The following is a 15,735-nucleotide window of genomic DNA, read 5'->3' as shown; positions in this document are numbered from 1 at the left end:
CGCCTGCCATCGGACGAACATCCCTACTCGCCAATCGCCACCCCTTCCCGCCGGGGATCGGCGCCGCCCTTGAGGACTCCGTCCTCCAGGGCAATGGCATGCAGCCCCGAATTCAAGTCCCTCACGCTCACCTTGTAACCCATCGCTTCCAATGGCTTGGCCAGATCCGCCGCAGGCGTGCCTTCTTCCAGGTCGAAGGTGCCAAAGCGATTCACCAGATGGGGCATGGCAGTGATCTGCTGGGCGTTCATGTCCCAGTCCAGATAGCCGATGATCGCCTGTTGCACGAAACCGATGATCCGACTGCCGCCCGGCGTGCCCAGCACCAGGGTCGGCTTGCCGTCCTTCATCACGATTGTCGGCGCCATGGAGGAGCGGGGCCGCTTGCCCGGTTCCACAGCGTTGGCGATAAGGTTGCCCGCGTCGTCATGGGTGCGGAAGGAGAAGTCCGTCAGCTCGTTGTTGAGCAGGAATCCACCCTTGGTCATGAGGCGGCTGCCGAACCCATTTTCCACCGTCGTGGTCATGGACAGCGCATTCCCCCAGGAATCGACAATGGAGATATGGCTGGTCGAGGGCAATTCGATGGACTCGTCCTGGCCCGTCAGCCAGGCATGGTCCCAGGTGGGGGAACCCGCCTGCACGGTCTCCAGGGCCTTGGAGCCGTCGAGCAGCTTGGCGCGCTCCACCAAATACCCGTCATCCAGCAGCCCCTTGGTAGGCATGGGCACGAAGTCCGTATCGGCCATATAGCGCCCCCGGTCAGCGAAGGCCAGACGGGAGGCGTCACCGATCAGGCGCCAGCTCTCCGCATTGGCAAAGCCCAACCCGGCGAGATCCTTGCCTCGGAGGACGCCCAGGGTCTCGCCGATGGTCAGCGCACCGGAAGACGGCGGCCCCATACCGCAAATGTCATGCTCACGATAGGCCAAGCAGACGGGCGGACGTTCGACCACCCGATAGGCTGCCAGATCCTCCAGGGCGAGCACCCCCGGATTGCCCTCGGCCCCGTGAACCGTCTGAACAATGTCCTGGGCAATAAGCCCCTTATAAAAGGCATCCGCCCCACCCGCCGCCATGGCTTTCAGGGTTGCGGCGTAGCCCGGGTTCTTGAGCAAACTTCCCTCGGCGAGAGGGGTACCGCCGGGCAGGAAATAGCTCCGGGTTCCGGGAAACCGCCCCAGACGCTCCACATCCTTGGCCACCAAAGCGGCCAAACGGGGGGAGACGGAAAAGCCCTCTTCGGCCAATCTGGTGGCATCGGCCAGCAGATCCGACCAGGGCGCCTTGCCCCACCGCCGATGGGCCTCTTCCATCAAACGGGGCGTGCCCGGTGTGCCAACGGAGCGCCCGCCGACAACAGCGTCATAGAATTTCAGCGGCTGACCAGACTCATCCTGGAACAGGGTGGGTCGGGCTGCCTTGGGCGCGGTTTCCCGACCATCCAGGGTGGTCAGCTCTCCCTTTGCCGCATCATACCAGACCAGAAAGGCGCCACCGCCCAATCCCGAGGATTGGGGCTCCACCAGACCCAGGACGGTCTGAACGGCGACCATGGCATCCGCAGCCGTCCCCCCGGCTCTCAGGACTTTCGCCCCCGCTTCCGTAGCCAGGGGATTGGCCGCCACCACCATCCAATGCTTGGACTCCACAGGCTCGCCTGCGACCTTGGCGGCCAACGCCTTGGCCACGGCGGGCGAATCCGCCTCCGTCAGAACCGCAGACCCCGTTTCCGGGGCAACGGCGTCGGTCGCCGTCTGCGCCTGGGCCAGGGGAGCGGAAACCAGAACACCAAAGGTCAGGGAAACCAGGGGGCGGAAAAAGGGGATTGCCATGGAAACCTCAATTTTGAATAATATCGCCCATGGATTGTGTAACGAATTCCCAATCTCTCCAAGTCTTAATCTGACCGCACCCCATGGTCCGTGACACCTCGACGTCGGACCTTTGGGCCGGGTGGATGGGCGCCGCCACCGAACTAGGGGACGTCTGAATGGGGTATGACTTGCATTTGGATCGGTCCGGGGCGCCCATTGGGCTGGATGAATGGGTCGACGTTGTCGCCGCAACACCCAATGTTCGCATTGAGTCTTCCGGAACTGTCTTGCAGAACCCCAACACGGGAGAAGAAATCTTTATCGCTGGAAATCAAGGGGATGCATCTGTTCTGGTTCCCGGAGAGGGGGGTGGAGAATGGGTCAAAGTGTTCTTTTTCTCCCGAGGTGGGGTCTCGTTCTCCTCACGGTGGGACATAGATGATGCGTCTCATCCCATTCGGCGGGCCGCCTGCGCTCTGGCGGCTGCCTTGGGCGCGAGAATCGTGGGAGATGAAGGCGAGCGCTACGACTGGTGATCGTCTGGTTGGCCTGTGAAGAGTATGGAGGACCCCGCCAGGATTCGTCCTCGCCCTTCCCGGTCGGGGACCCAGTCCGCCAGCCAAACTCCTCCTGGCGGACGGAGCCCGGGTCCTTCGTATGGAGCGCTTGCGTCTGTTGGATGACAAGCCCTCCTTCCCCACGGCCTTCAATTCGGCGTCCCCTAAAGGTCCAGAACCTTTTGATCCCAGAGGTTTAAAGGCAACAAAAGATAAAAAGGGGTTCGGGGAGGGCTAGAGTATTCCGAGATCAAGTTGGGTCGCTTCGCGACCGAACTTGGCCTCGAAAATACTCTAAAACTTATAGAATGAGAGTGAAATGGGGCCAGCTTGTTCCAAGCTGATCCCATTTCACTCTGGCCCTCCCCGATTGGGGGTCACGGGGGCGAAAGCCCCCGTGGTCTTGCAAAACGATCAATACGGCGTCCAAAGACTCTTGGGCAACGCACTCCAGCCCAAGCAGAGCGGTGTCAGCGCGTACAGGTTAGCGTTTTGCTTTCGTCTGGATGACCCGGAACAGCGGTGGCCGTATTCGCGATTGACCAGAGGAATTCGGTCTGCAGCGTCTTATCGAACACTGCGGCATCCCGTGGCAGGTAGAAATCGGTCGCATAGCCGGTCGCATTCTCCGGGCTACAGCCAACAGCAGCAAGGGCATGGCAGGTCATGCAATTGGTATCCACACCAACGGTCCCGGTCCAGCTTTCGCCCGTGGGGCTTTCAACGGGAACGAAGTATGAGAACGTGCTCTTGGGGAACCCGGATTCCAAGTAGGGATTGTACGCAATGATGGGGTTTCCAACGGAGGATCCACCGTTTAGCGGCTGGTTCGGGTTGATCATCTGATAGGCGAAGGCAGCGGCATAGTGGTTGGCCGGAGCGGAGATCTCCGGCTGCATCGCCTTGGCGACTGCGGGATTACTCGGTAACGGCGGGTTGGCCGGATCCGGAGTCCAGAAAAAGGTCTGCCAGGTCCATTGGGTGATTTCCCGGGTGGATACATGCATCGCCATCAGAATAAGATGGTCGCCGGGCTGCAGATTCTTCTTATCAACCCCATCGAATTTGAGCTGCTTGACGTTGCTCTCGGTCACGGGAATCCCCACGAAATCCCCGAGCCCGTAGGTATTGGTTTCGTCGCGGTTGGACAGATCGCAGGTCTCGTCGATACCGGACGCCTGGGTCGTTCCGGTATTCGTCGCATCCACGTAGATGCAGCCTTTCCAATCTTTTTCGCCGTACCCATTGGCCTCGACCATGGACCGGACCAGGGGGTTGGCCATGTCCGGCGTACCGGGCCAAGCGGGCATCACAAAGTACTTTCCGTCAAACAAATTACTTGCCTGTATGACCTTGTACACCGGCTTCACCGCGACAGAATCAACAGGGAAGGCGGGAACTTCCTTAAGGTCTGCATTGTACAAAGCGCTCAACGCATTGAGATCGAACAGTTTATTCTTCACAAGGTGGAAGGCCGCCGACAAATTATAGGACACGGTCTCGGCCACTCGGGTGTCCGGCACCACGGCGGTCGTCAGGGACTTTGATTGGGCGTGCGCGCCCGTGACGGCGCCGTCCTCATTCTTCATCTCCTTCATAGTGTCGATTCCGTGGTTCTTCAACTGCGTCACCGGCGAGAAGAAGAGCAAGCGTGGCTCCCCCTCCTTCTGGACCTCCGCCATGAACTCGTTGGCCGTTTTTTGGGCCCCATCCGACTTCGGCTCCCCTTTCGTTATCTTTTCCACTTCGTCCTTACTTACCCAGGTCATGTAGACGGGAGCATCCGGGATGCCGAAGGCCGTCGTTTTACTCTTGCTCGTCAAGCCCCACCATACACCCCACCCATGCTGGAACACCTTGGTCGCTTGGTAATCGGTTGGCTTCAGCCATTCCAGAATGGTGGCCTCCTTCTCCGGGAAGACATAGCCAGGAATCCCGCTCCCGGGCAAAGGGGCAATGAAAGAGTCATTGGCCTGCGCATGCGCAGAACCCACCGCAAGCAGGAGCGACACCCCCCCCGCCAACGCACAGACATGTATAGCTCTCATAGGTAATGCCCTCTATCAAAGTTAGCAGAAAAACAATTATTAGGTTTTTTTGAGTTATATTCAATCTAAAGATTTAACAATTTTTTTTAAAATATCGCGCAAATGCCACCTTTCTGCCGAGCCGCCCTTTAATAACCACTAAATAATTGTTGTTTTTCTTGTCTTGAGACCTGACAAACACGATGGTTCTTCGCCCGTCTTGACGTTGATTTTGTCCGGACGAGCGCTGCGAAAGGGGCGCCATCTGGCGCCCCAGAGCTTATCCATGAATCAGCATCGGCCTCTTGTATCGATCAATCCGGCGTCCAAGGAGTCTTGGGCGGCGCATAGGGTGTATTGAGAATACCAATCTGGTTCCCCATGCGGGTCTGCACCGCAGGGCTGACCATGGTGGCGCCGTTCTGTCCCTCGATGGGCGAGAACAGCATGATGTTCAGGGATCCGCCGAAGTAGAAGTTACCGAACTCCGTCACGCCCTTCTTCACCTTGGCCCCGTTCACGACATTCCGTTTGTTGAACACCACCGAGCCCACCGTATCCAGGCCCACGGGAATGGAGGCCACATAGCCCTTCAGGGTATCGGGGGACCCGGGAGGCCGCTGCCCCTTGGGCAGGTTGGCGTAAGTTACCTCGACGATGATCACGCCCCGGGTAAAGCCCTCGAACTGGCTGAAATCCGTGCCCGCGCGGCCCACATTGCCATCGGCTGGCACCCAGTTGGGCCAGTCGCTATACCCGAAGGTGCCATGGGCGTAGGGATCCCCGGCCTCGACGATCTCGTTATAGAGAATGGTCCCGTCCACCGGGCTGTGGAAGTGGTGGTAAGTGTTGGGCATCAACACGCAGGCCAGACCCGAGGCACCAACGAAATGATCCTTCAGCTCCTCCGGCGCATTGGCCAACAGGGACTCGACAGACATGGGAATGCCCTTGACGTCGAGCACCGTATCCCGCTGCAGGGGGTTTTCGATCAAGGTGCGGACCACCATGCCGGTCGAGAGTTTCACCGGCTGGACCAGGGGGTTCATAATGCAGTCGGTGGGCGAGACGATCACGTAATCCAGCCCCGGCATGGTCACCGGACGTGAAGGATAGGTGCCCGTCTTCGGATCCATTTTCAGGTTCCGGGCAAAAAACTGGTTCCAACTTTTGTAGGAACTGGGATCGGTCAGAACGAAATCATCGATCTCCAGCCGGGGATCCGCGATCCATTCGGCCACCTCTCCGGTGGACGAGGCGCTGTCCATGTAGGCCTTGTATTCCTCATTGAAGGTGATGAGGAACTTCTTCACGCCATCCAGGCCCTCCTCCGGTCCCTCGCCCTTCACCAGCTGGACGCCCGCCTCGTTATGGTTGTAGAGCCAAGCGAAATACTGAATGGAATCGAGCGCGTTGTCGTTGGTGCCGACGATCTGGGGCAGCAGGACGCAAACCTCGCCGTAGAAGGCCTTGACCGCGTCCTTCAGCTCCGCGCCATTGGTCGCCGAAGTCTTCCACGGGTTTTCCGTCGATCCGCCATAGCTGTAGCCCGGTGGCAGGGGTTGAAGCCCATCATAGGCCGCCTGGAAGGCGTCCCGCAGGACCTTATGTTCTGCATATTGAGCGTCCAGGTAGTCCAGAGAGCCCTGACAGGGCGATGGGTCCGCCCAGGCCACCCCGGACCCCGCGACCAGAGCCACCACCCCAGCCGCCAGTACTTCGCGTAGTTTCATAATATCCACCCTTTTCATTCCTATCGGCCACATCACCGGCCAACGGAAGGGTAGCACCACTAAAGGATGACAATTTATATAATTTCCTCCTCAAGACACAAAAACCCCTTTGACAACGCATGTGACAATAGTCCGCAACCACCGATGCGCCGGATCCGCGTCGAGCCTGGGGTGCCAGAGCAGGGAAATAACAAGACCCGGCAGAGTCACTGGAAGAGGAAAGGTCACCAGCCCTTCGCGGGGCTTCATGGTGCAGCGCTCGGGCACGCAGGCGACGAGGTCCGTGCCTCGGACAAGCGCCAAGGCCTCGGTGAAGCTGGAAACGATCACCGCCACCTCTCGCTTGGCACCCTGGGCTTCCAAGGCGTCGTCGAGTGGCCCCCCCTTCCCCTCGCGCCGGTATACGGCGACATGACGGGCGGCCTTCAGGCGGGCGGGGGTCACGGGTCCATCCGCCAGGACATGCCCTGACGCGACGACGCCCACATAACGGTCCTCGAACAGGGCTTGGGTCCGCAGTTCCGGACCAAGGTTGGACCCCACCACCCCCGTTTCCAGATCCACCAAACCACTGCGCAAGGGCGCGCTATCCCGATCCGGCTTGGTCACGAAACGCAGCCGAACGCCCGGCGCCTCCTGGGCGACGCGCGCCAAAAGAGGGGCACCGAAGGTTTCCACGAAACCTTCCCGATTGCGCAGGGTGAACTGGCGGTTCAGCCGCGCCGGATCCAGGGCCTCCACCGGACGCAACAGGGCCTCGGCCTCGTCGACCAGGGCTCCAAGGCGCCCGCGCAACACCAAAGCCCTTGGCGTGGGCACCAAGCCCCGTCCCGCGCGCACCAAGAGGGGATCGCCGGTCACCTCCCGCAAGCGGGCAAGCGCCCGGCTCATAGCCGAGGGGCTAAGGTTCAATCGCCGGGCCGCCCCTGCCACGCTGCCTTCCGCAAGCAGGACGTCCAGGGTGACCAGCAAATTCAGATCGGGGCGAGCCATCCCCCATTCTACCACAAGGGACGGGTTATGGTATGGCGTCCGGTGCAAGTATTGTTTTCGATCAATGCGCATTCCGCCATGCGTTAACATGGTCCAAATATCCAGGGCACACCGACAGTCCTTGACGCTCCTGTTCATACAGATGGAGAACCGGCCTTGCCCTTACCCAACCACGACAGCCCAACCCCCTGGGTCATGGGTCGCCTTGCCCTCGCCCCCCTCGCCCTGACCATGGCGCTTCCCTCCCTTGCGGCCAGTATCGCCAACGTCGCCCTCCCTACGCTCGCCCAATCGCTCAACGCGCCGTTCGGCAACACCCAATGGGTCGTCCTGTCCTATCTGTTGTCCATGACGGTTCTCATCGTTGGCGCGGGGCGGTTGGGCGATCTTTTCGGTCACCGAAAAATCCTGCTGATCAGCTTGGTTCTCTTCACCTTGGCCTCCGCCTTCTGTGCCTTGGCTCCGACCCTACCGATCCTGATCGCCGCCCGGGGGCTTCAGGGTATCGGAGGCGCGGGCCTTCTGGCCCTGACCCCCGCCCTGATTCGCGGAACCGTGCCTCGGGAGCGCGTCGGCGCGGCCATGGGGTTGCTTGGCACCCTGTCTGCGGTGGGGACGGCCATGGGCCCCTCCTTGGGCGGCCTGCTCATCGGCGCCTTTGGCTGGCCTGCGATCTTCCTTTTCCTGGTTCCCCTCGGCCTCCTGGCACTTCTTCTCGGCGCCACTGCCTTGCCCAAGGATGAGAAACGGCCCCTCTCCGAAAAGAAGGCCCTGGATCTCCTTGGCACCACCCTGCTGGCCGTGACCCTGGCCGCCTATGCCCTGGCCATGACCCTGGGCGATGGCCTTCTCTCCCCAAGAACCCTGGCCCTGATCACCCTGTCCCTTCTGGGCGGCGGCTTGTTCCTGGTCGTGGAGAAACGCTCGACTGCCCCCCTTCTGCCTCCGGAGTTTCTGAGAGACGGCCCCTTCGTCGCCAGCCTGACCGGAGCCGGATTGGTGGCCACGGTGATCATGACCACCATGATCGTCGGGCCTTTCTATCTGGCCCGCGCCCTGGGCCTCTCCGAAGAGCAAACGGGCCTGGTCCTGTCCTTCGGCCCCCTCCTTTCGGCCTGTACCGGCCTGCCGGCGGGTCGGCTCGTCGATCGTCTCGGCGCAACCACCATGGCCAACGTGGGTTTGGTGGGCATGGCCCTTGGGTCGGTGGCCCTCGCCTTCGCGCCCCCCCTCCTTGGCCTTCCCGGTTATATCGCGGCGATCGGTCTGCTCACGCCCAGTTATCAGCTGTTCCAAGCGGCCAATACGGCGGCGGCGCTGACCGATGTTGAAGCGGACCAACGGGGGGTGCGCTCTGGCCTCCTCGGTCTCGCGCGCAATCTCGGACTGATTTCCGGCGCTTCGGTCATGGGGGCTCTCTTCGCGGCGGCCTCTGGCACGGTCGACGTCACCCTGGCCACACCAGAGGCGGTCACTGCGGGTCTGCGGATCAGCTTTCTGACTGCGGCGGTCCTGATGGGGGGCGGCTTGATCCTTTCGCTGACCCTCCGCCTTCCGAAAAACAAGCCCGTTGTTCTAGAATAATACCAAGGTGCGGTGAGTTTGGCTCACCGCACCTTGGAAGCGGCCAAGTGGCCGCCGCGCCTTATGGCGCGTAAAAGCCCGCCTGGCGTTTGAACGCAAGAAAAGCGGCGTGGGTTTCAACCCGCGCCGCTTGGTATAAGAGCATCAGAGAGCCATCATCCTTTCAAGGCCAATCCAAATAGGGCCCAATCCAAAAATCATGCCGTGAAATCAAAGGATTCCGTCATTCCCGCGCATGCACTAAGGGATGTACATATCTTTTATTTAGGGCTGATCATTTTTATTTCGTCATGCCCGTGAAAACGGGCATCCAGGTCTTATTGTTTCTGTCTTGGCCCGGTACCCCTTGATCCAGCCGATCACCATATCGGCAGTCGCTTTGGCGAGGGCATCGATCTCCTCCGGTGACCGATCTCCTTCGGAGAACTGCTTCCCCAGGGCGCCAATGGTTGTCTTGACCATGTCCGTGGCGAAGGCGCGTTGACCCTCCGAATGGGCGGGCAGAATCTCCGCCATGAAGCTGACCAGGATGCCCTCAATTCGCGCGCGGAGCCCTTTCGCTTCCGGTGTGTCACGGTACAGGGGAGCGGCCTCTGCCAGTGCGGTCCGTAGGGCCGCTTCCTCCCGTTCGGACTGGAAGAACAGGCCTATGACCCGCCGCACCCTCACGTCGGGAGGAATGGACCGGTCGGCGAGAACGCCGGACAGCAGGGCCGCCGTCTCTTCCCATTCCCGGGCTTGCAGGTCGAAGAGGATGGCCTCCTTGTTCGGGAAGTATTGGTAGAGCGACCCCACGCTGACCCCCGCCTTCTCCGCGATCCGGGCCATGGTGAACCGGCGGATCCCCTCGGTCTTCAAAACGCGAATGGCGGCTTCCAGAACGTCGGCCACAAGCCGTTTCGATCGGGCTTGGCGTGGGGTCTTGCGCGCGGAAATCCTGGGTGTGGGGTGTCGTGGCATGGTGGCCGTCCAAACGCGAATTGTGAATGCGATGAAACATTCGCATATCCTTGGAACATGTTCAATTCCAAGGAGTTCCTTTACATGACAACCCTGACATCATCCCCTGTCGCGCCGCTTCTCACCCATCTTCTTGCCAAGGCGCGGGAGAGTGATGCCACCCTTCGAGACCGTTTGCGGTCCCGCTCCACCGCAGAGAGCGCCGCCCTGGCTGGGGGGGAGGATTACCGGTCCCTCTATGCCCAGGCGAAGGATCTGTATCTGGCGGTGTCCCCGGAAACGGGACGGCTTCTTTACATGCTCGTGCGGGCCACTGGGGCGCGGTCCGTAATCGAATTCGGCACGTCCTTCGGGGTGTCTACCCTTCATATTGCGGCGGCTTTGCGGGACAATGGCGGAGGGCGGGTGATCGGATCGGAATTCGAGCCCTCGAAAACCGCCAAGGCTCGGGAAACGATGGAGGCTGCCGGGCTCGCCGATCTGGTGGAGATCCGGCAAGGGGACGCCCTCGAAACCTTGGCAAGGGATCTCCCCAATCGGGTGGACCTTTTGGTGCTTGATGGGGCCAAGGCGCTCTATCCCCGAATCCTATCCCAGGTGGAAGGACAACTTGCCCCTCATGCCTTGATTGTCGCCGACAATGCGGGGGATAGTCCTGCCTATCTCGCCCGGGTCCGGGATCCCGATGGCGGATACCTGTCCGTTCCCCTGACCGGGGACGTGGAGTTGTCCCTGCGCCTGGGGTGAACGGGATAACCCTAAACGACGGCCTCCACCTCCACCACCAGGCGTTTCACCTGGGTTTCCCAGGACCAGTTGGCCATCATCCGCGCCGCAGCCGCCCCCCGGCGTTTCGCTTCGGCGCGGTTTTGATAGGCCTCCTCCATGGCCTCGACCAGGGCCTCCACGGGTGTTTCCCCCCAACCCGTGCGGCTGATATCCCCCGTGGTTTCGGCGATGGCGCCTTGGTGCTTCACCGCCCAACAAACCGGTTCGCCCAGGGTCTCGCTCCCTTGGATCAGGTCGAAATGCCCCGTATTGGCCGATAGGATCACCGGCAGGCCCATGGCCATGGCCTCCATGGCGACCAGATTCGTTCCCCCCTCACAGCGGTTGGGGAAAATTGCCAGATCCATGTCTCCGAGAAGCCGGGGGGCACTGGCGTTGGTTTGGGGACCCAGGTCCAGAATGGCGTCGGAAGGCAGACCGTGCTCCGCCGCGGCCCAGTCCGCGACCTTGATCCGCCCCTGTTCGTCCACTGGGGGAAGGGTCTTCACCAGGGGAGACGCAGATAGGCCCAACAGGCTTTCGGGCCACAGGTTGTGCCAAGCGGTGACGAGAAGGGCGTCGGGGTGGCGGGCGTGGAAGATCTTGAACGCGGCCAACGCGATGTCCTGGCCTTTCCTGTATTCCAGTTTGCCGCCCGTGAAGATCAGATAGCGGCCCATCGGCGCTCTTCCCGCCGGGGGAGCGGGGTGAAACAGGCTGGGGTCGATCCCCTGGGGGCAGAAACGGGCGTTGGTCAGACCGTGAGCCTCCAGCACCATCTGATTCCAGCTCGATCCGGTAATGATCAGGGGCAGGTCTTTGGCACGCTCCAGATTCGGTTTGGGCACGACGGCGGATTCGAAGAAGACCACCCCGATGTCTGGAGCCCCCTGGTTGCTTTCGGAAAAATCACTAACCTCCAAGCCATCGCCCAGGCCATGGAGCACAGGGTGGGGCAGGTCCAGGCTGTCGTATAGGTTTCGCAACTTCTCGACGAGCATGTGTTCCTTGAGGGCCGGGGCCAGGAACCGCTCCGTCAGGGGGTCAAGACTCAGGTCGTGGGCCAGGGACAGGGGGACGGCCCGATGGCCCAAACGCTCCAGATTGACACAAAGATTGAGCCCATAGGTTCCCCACCCACTGGGGACGCCGACCTGCCAGCCGATACCGATTTTCATGGGATGGGGTTCTCTTTTATCCATGGGATTGATTTTTGCTTTGGGCGGTGGTCATTCAGCATTTAATAACTCCCATGGGCCATGGTGTGGGCTCGAAACGGGCGCGACGGTGGTTTTCCGATCGGAAAGACGCGACCTGGGACGCGGATTGCATTATTCTCGCGGAACGCGACGGAGACCAGAAAGGAGTTCTTCATGTCCGAGCTTATGCTCAATCAAATTCAGGTTCTGCTGACGAAATTGTCAGGGGACGTCGAACGCATGGGTAACCTGTCCACCGAACAGGTAAACAATGTCCTGAACATGATGGACGGCCTCGCCTGCCATGTTCTGGGCACCAAGGCGGTGGTGGCGACAATGGCCAAGAAATACCCCGTTGAGATGGCCGATGTCATGGCTTGGCTTGAGGAAAATACCGATACCGAGGGTGCGAGCTACAGCGATATCGTTGATGCCGCTCGCCATCTGGTGACCGGTGAAAAGCCTGCGGATCCCCCTGCGGAAGACTGATGTCTCCTGCTCCTTGGGTGGGCGCGGTTCAAGAATCTGGCACGGCTTCCTCCCGGGGGATTTCCCCGTCGATCCACCAAGGGGACGTGGCATGAACCACAGGGATCGATCCTCGGACGACCCCGGGGCCGTTCAACCCAACCCCATGGGCCTCCAGACCTTGCGCAAAGCCGTTGAGGCCACGCCGGAAAACGGCGTGGCCTGGTCGCTTTATGGGCGGGAATTGGCCAAGGCAGGGGATCTGGACGAAGCGGAAACCGCCTTGATGCGTGCCCTCGCTTTGGCGCCGGATCGGTCTACGGTGTTGGCCAATTTGGGCGCCGTCGCCCTGCGCAAGGGTGATCCGGCCCGCGCCGATGCGCTTCTCTCCGATCTGCTTGACAGGCACCCTGACCACGCTGACGCTCAGTATAACAGGGGCCTTGCGCGGTTGACCCTGGGGCGTTGGGCCGAGGGGTTTTCCGACTACCGCGCCCGCTGGCGTGCCTGGGGGCTCGAACGGCCCTTTCCGGACAGCCCAACCTGGATGGGTCAGCCTCTGCGGGAAGGCCCTTTGCTGGTCTCCACTGAACAGGGTATGGGCGATGCCATCCATTTCCTGCGGTTCCTGCCCCCGGCACGGCAGCGGGCGGGGGCGGTTCTGCTGGCCTGTCGACCGGCAATGGGGAGGCTGCTCTGCGGTGCGCCAGGCCTCGACGGCCTGATTCCCCTGGGCATTGCGCCGCCTCCCCATGCTGCAACCCTGCCTCTGATGGACCTGCCCGGTGTTCTTGGTTTGGGGCCGCAGGATGGCGCTCCCGTCCCCTATCTGCTGGCCGAAACAGAGCGGGCGGTCAGTTGGGCAGCGCGGTTGGAGACCTTGGCCCCGGATTGTGAGGGGCTTCGGGTCGGCATCGCCTGGCGGGGCAGCCCCACCCATGGTTTGGACCGGGAACGCTCCATCCCCCTGTCCCTCTTCGCCCCCCTGGCGCGGGTGCCTGGTGTCACCTTGGTGGCCCTGCATCCGGACGTAACGTCTGAAGAGGCGGCCCTATGCGACAGCCTGGGTATTCTGACCCCCGATCCCGATCCTGATTGGCGGACCGAAGCCTTTGTTGGAACAGCCGGTTTGATGGCAGTTCTGGATCTCATTCTCTCCGTCGATACGGTTTTTGCCCATCTGGCCGGAGCGCTGGGTCGTCCGGTTCGGGTCCTCCTCCCCCGCATGGCGGACTGGCGATGGGGACTGGCGGATAAGGGGACGCCCTGGTATCCCACGATGACGTTGGTTCGCCAGGGTCCCGATGGCCTTTGGCCGCCGGTGTTGGTGCAGGAGGAGCGACACATGGCGCGCCGCATTGAACGTCGCTTGAAAAAGGGGAATTTAGGACCATGAGCGACGACATTGCCGAGATTCTGGACAAGGCTTTTGACAGCCTGCGCCAAGGCAAGGTGGGCGACGCCATATCCCTGTCGGAGGGGATTCTGTCTCGAGACCCTGAGCATGCGGGAGCCTTGCACCTGTCCGGGGTCGCCGCGTTGATGGCTGGTCGCTCCTTGGAGGGGCGGACGCGGTTGGAGGAGGCGGCCCTGCGCGCGCCCAATACGGCGGAGATCTGGCGTAATCTTGGAACCGCCCGCCTGAAAGAGGGGGATGAAGTCGGCGCCCTGGAAGCCCTGCACCGGGCCATGGATATACAGCCCGGCTACCAGGGCGCGGCTCTCGCTCTGGGGGGACTGTTGACGCGTCGGGGGGCCATGGCCGAGGCTGCGGCCGTCTACACGCCGTTTCGCAACAGTGCCGAGGCGATGCGCGCACTGGCTTCGGTCCTGAACGCCATGGGGGCCTATGGAGATGCCCTGGAAATCATCGCTCAAAGTCTGACCCTGGAGGGAGAGGCAACCCCGGTGACCTTGGTCAATCGGGGCCATGCTATCCTGGGTTTGGGCCGCGCCGGTGAGGCGGCGGAGCTTTTTCGCCATGCCATGGCCCTGGATGGGACCTATTGGCCCGCCCGCCTGGGGCTCTGTACGGCCCTGGCCCGGTCGGGGAACTGGAGAGCTGCGGCCCGAGCCTTTGGGGCAAATGTCACCGATTTTCCAGCGCTTGCGCTGCTTGCGGATTCTCTGGCGCCATCCGTTCCCACTGGTGTGGAGGAGATCGAGACCGCTCGGAACCAGTTGCGCCACCGGCTTGCCGACCTGCGGGAGAAAGCGGCCTTCATCCCCGATCCCAATGCGCTGGTGGGGGGCGTGGCCCATCCCGAATTTGCCCTCTATGAGGGGGACTCCCATCATTTGGCAACGGAGGTCGCCGATACCCTGCGTGCCATTTGTCCGGTGTTGTGCACCGTTTCGGAACAGGCTTGGGATCCCCGCCCCGCCAAGGATGGCCGCCGTCGCGTGGGGATTCTGTTCCATCGATTTTCCGGCGCGGGACCCGGAGGGCTGCAAGCGGGATTGGTAGAAGCCCTGTTGGGGCGGTCTGACCTGGAGGTCACCCTGATCGTTCCTGGGCATCCCCATGGTCCCCTGTGGGACCGGATGTCCACCCGAGCCGAGACTGTACTTGTCCTGCCCCGGGATGTCTTGCGCGCCCATCTTCTCTTGGCCGAAGCCCGGTTGGAGGTCCTGCTTTATCCCGAGTTGGGGACGGATGACTTCACCATGATCCTGGCCCATGGTCGCTATGCGCCCGTCCAATGCGTCCTCTTGGGGCATCCGCTGACGACGGGCCTGCCTTCCATTGATTATGCCCTGGTGGGTGAGTTGCTGGAAGGACCTGGGGCGCAGGCCCACTACCGGGAAGAGCTGGTGCGGCTACCCGGCTTTCTGGCCCATGTGCCCAGACCGGTATCCGCCGATGCCGACCGGGCCAAACTGAATTTGCCCAGTCGGGAGACCCTGTATCTTTGCGGCCAACGCCTGTCCAAGATCCACCCCGATATGGATGCTCTTTTTGCCCGGATCTTGAGGGAGGATCCCAGGGGACTCCTTTGCCTGTTCAGGGACGCCGAGCCTGCCCTGACCGAACGGATGATGGAGCGGCTGAAGGGGGCGGGATTGCCCGAAGACCGGGTTCTTTGGCTCAAACGAACCCGCCGTGATATTTACCTCGCCGCTTTGGGTGCTGCAGATGTGGTTCTGGATACCCTTTATTGGGGCGGAGGTCTGACCGCCTTTGAGGCCCTGGGGATGGGAAAGCCGCTGGTGACCCTTCAAGGAAATACCCTCCGATCCCGCCGGGCCGCTGGGCTCAGCCGGATGATCGGGGTCTCCGATGCGGTCGCCCGGACCGAAGATGGCTATGTACGGATCGCCACAAGCCTCGGACGGGACGCGACCAAACGCGCGGTTTTGTCCACACGGATCCATGCCGCAGCCGCCGTTCTGTTCGAAGATACCGCCTCCGTCGAGGCCTTAGCCAGCTTTCTGGTCTCCGCGAAACCCAAGGCTAATACCCAGGTGCGGTGAGTTTGCCTCACCGCACCTTGGAAGCGGCCAAGTGGCCGCCGCGCCTTATGGCGCGTAAAAGCCCGCCTGGCGTTTGAACGCAAGAAAAGCGGCGTGGGTTTCAACCCGCGCCGCTTGGTATAAGAGGTAGCAAGCGAGGGGAGGAGAAGGTGAAT

At 61.6% G+C, this 15,735-nt stretch carries 12 protein-coding genes; 6 read left to right on the top strand and 6 right to left on the bottom strand.

The genetic code is table 11. From position 1 onward, the window contains the following. Positions 1 to 23: 23 nt before the first annotated feature. The gene (gene ggt / locus ACLIRY_RS16185; protein WP_413206452.1) at positions 24 to 1,835 is read right to left on the bottom strand and encodes a gamma-glutamyltransferase; all 1,812 of its coding nucleotides are present in this window, start codon (positions 1,833 to 1,835) and stop codon (positions 24 to 26) included. Between the two features lie 158 nt (positions 1,836 to 1,993). On the opposite strand from ggt, the gene ACLIRY_RS16180 reads away from it, so the two are divergent. Continuing rightward, a complete protein-coding gene (locus ACLIRY_RS16180; RefSeq protein ID WP_413206451.1) occupies positions 1,994 to 2,353 on the top strand; it encodes a hypothetical protein in 360 nt (119 codons plus the stop codon). A 491-nt stretch (positions 2,354 to 2,844) separates the two neighbouring features. Here the strand turns inward: ACLIRY_RS16180 and ACLIRY_RS16175 are convergent, their stop codons facing one another. The 3 genes from ACLIRY_RS16175 to ACLIRY_RS16165 form a co-directional block, all read right to left on the bottom strand. Continuing rightward, positions 2,845 to 4,422 (bottom strand): hypothetical protein, encoded by a 1,578-nt coding sequence (locus tag ACLIRY_RS16175; RefSeq protein ID WP_413206450.1) that lies wholly within the window; start codon positions 4,420 to 4,422, stop codon positions 2,845 to 2,847. Positions 4,423 to 4,715: 293 nt separating this feature from the next. Then, a complete protein-coding gene (locus ACLIRY_RS16170; RefSeq protein WP_413206449.1) occupies positions 4,716 to 6,134 on the bottom strand; it encodes a phosphatidylserine decarboxylase in 1,419 nt (472 codons plus the stop codon). A gap of 90 nt (positions 6,135 to 6,224) precedes the next feature. After that, positions 6,225 to 7,127 (bottom strand): LysR family transcriptional regulator, encoded by a 903-nt coding sequence (locus tag ACLIRY_RS16165; protein ID WP_413206448.1) that lies wholly within the window; start codon positions 7,125 to 7,127, stop codon positions 6,225 to 6,227. A gap of 156 nt (positions 7,128 to 7,283) precedes the next feature. On the opposite strand from ACLIRY_RS16165, the gene ACLIRY_RS16160 reads away from it, so the two are divergent. Further along, a complete protein-coding gene (locus tag ACLIRY_RS16160; protein ID WP_413206447.1) occupies positions 7,284 to 8,711 on the top strand; it encodes an MFS transporter in 1,428 nt (475 codons plus the stop codon). 288 nt (positions 8,712 to 8,999) lie between these two features. Here ACLIRY_RS16160 and ACLIRY_RS16155 read toward each other — a convergent pair whose 3' ends face one another. Beyond that, positions 9,000 to 9,602, bottom strand: coding sequence for a TetR family transcriptional regulator (locus tag ACLIRY_RS16155; protein WP_413206446.1), 603 nt, complete (start codon positions 9,600 to 9,602; stop codon positions 9,000 to 9,002). Between the two features lie 153 nt (positions 9,603 to 9,755). Here ACLIRY_RS16155 and ACLIRY_RS16150 point away from each other — a divergent pair, with 153 nt between their 5' ends. Next, on the top strand, positions 9,756 to 10,418 hold the full coding sequence (locus ACLIRY_RS16150) for an O-methyltransferase (RefSeq protein ID WP_413206445.1): 663 nt from the start codon (positions 9,756 to 9,758) through the stop codon (positions 10,416 to 10,418). A gap of 11 nt (positions 10,419 to 10,429) precedes the next feature. Here the strand turns inward: ACLIRY_RS16150 and ACLIRY_RS16145 are convergent, their stop codons facing one another. Continuing rightward, complete coding sequence (locus ACLIRY_RS16145) at positions 10,430 to 11,617, bottom strand: glycosyltransferase (protein ID WP_413206444.1); 1,188 nt, start codon at positions 11,615 to 11,617, stop codon at positions 10,430 to 10,432. A 195-nt stretch (positions 11,618 to 11,812) separates the two neighbouring features. On the opposite strand from ACLIRY_RS16145, the gene ACLIRY_RS16140 reads away from it, so the two are divergent. The 3 genes from ACLIRY_RS16140 to ACLIRY_RS16130 all read left to right on the top strand — a co-directional run bounded on the left by ACLIRY_RS16140 (position 11,813) and on the right by ACLIRY_RS16130 (position 15,580). Then, positions 11,813 to 12,127: a hypothetical protein gene (locus ACLIRY_RS16140; RefSeq protein ID WP_413206443.1), complete on the top strand. Its 315-nt coding sequence runs from the start codon at positions 11,813 to 11,815 to the stop codon at positions 12,125 to 12,127. A gap of 91 nt (positions 12,128 to 12,218) precedes the next feature. Further along, positions 12,219 to 13,502: a tetratricopeptide repeat protein gene (locus ACLIRY_RS16135; protein WP_413206442.1), complete on the top strand. Its 1,284-nt coding sequence runs from the start codon at positions 12,219 to 12,221 to the stop codon at positions 13,500 to 13,502. Next, on the top strand, positions 13,499 to 15,580 hold the full coding sequence (locus ACLIRY_RS16130) for a hypothetical protein (protein ID WP_413206441.1): 2,082 nt from the start codon (positions 13,499 to 13,501) through the stop codon (positions 15,578 to 15,580). Before ACLIRY_RS16135 ends, ACLIRY_RS16130 begins: the two co-directional genes overlap by 4 nt. Positions 15,581 to 15,735: the final 155 nt, after the last annotated feature.

The sequence above is a fragment of the Rhodospirillum sp. A1_3_36 genome (assembly GCF_047263945.1).
In the GTDB taxonomy this organism is placed as follows: Bacteria; Pseudomonadota; Alphaproteobacteria; order Rhodospirillales; family Rhodospirillaceae; genus Rhodospirillum.
This window is presented reverse-complemented; position numbering and strand designations above follow the sequence as displayed.

What these genes read in the sequence shown, in the direction of transcription:
- ACLIRY_RS16135 (WP_413206442.1), top strand. Translation starts at nt 12,219, where the DNA reads ATGAACCACAGGGATCGATCCTCGGACGACCCCGGGGCCGTTCAACCC.
- ACLIRY_RS16175 (WP_413206450.1), bottom strand. Translation starts at nt 4,422, where the DNA reads ATGAGAGCTATACATGTCTGTGCGTTGGCGGGGGGGGTGTCGCTCCTG.
- ACLIRY_RS16165 (WP_413206448.1), bottom strand. Translation starts at nt 7,127, where the DNA reads ATGGCTCGCCCCGATCTGAATTTGCTGGTCACCCTGGACGTCCTGCTT.
- ACLIRY_RS16180 (WP_413206451.1), top strand. Translation starts at nt 1,994, where the DNA reads ATGGGGTATGACTTGCATTTGGATCGGTCCGGGGCGCCCATTGGGCTG.
- ACLIRY_RS16170 (WP_413206449.1), bottom strand. Translation starts at nt 6,134, where the DNA reads ATGAAACTACGCGAAGTACTGGCGGCTGGGGTGGTGGCTCTGGTCGCG.
- ACLIRY_RS16130 (WP_413206441.1), top strand. Translation starts at nt 13,499, where the DNA reads ATGAGCGACGACATTGCCGAGATTCTGGACAAGGCTTTTGACAGCCTG.
- ACLIRY_RS16140 (WP_413206443.1), top strand. Translation starts at nt 11,813, where the DNA reads ATGTCCGAGCTTATGCTCAATCAAATTCAGGTTCTGCTGACGAAATTG.
- ACLIRY_RS16150 (WP_413206445.1), top strand. Translation starts at nt 9,756, where the DNA reads ATGACAACCCTGACATCATCCCCTGTCGCGCCGCTTCTCACCCATCTT.
- ACLIRY_RS16145 (WP_413206444.1), bottom strand. Translation starts at nt 11,617, where the DNA reads ATGAAAATCGGTATCGGCTGGCAGGTCGGCGTCCCCAGTGGGTGGGGA.
- ggt (WP_413206452.1), bottom strand. Translation starts at nt 1,835, where the DNA reads ATGGCAATCCCCTTTTTCCGCCCCCTGGTTTCCCTGACCTTTGGTGTT.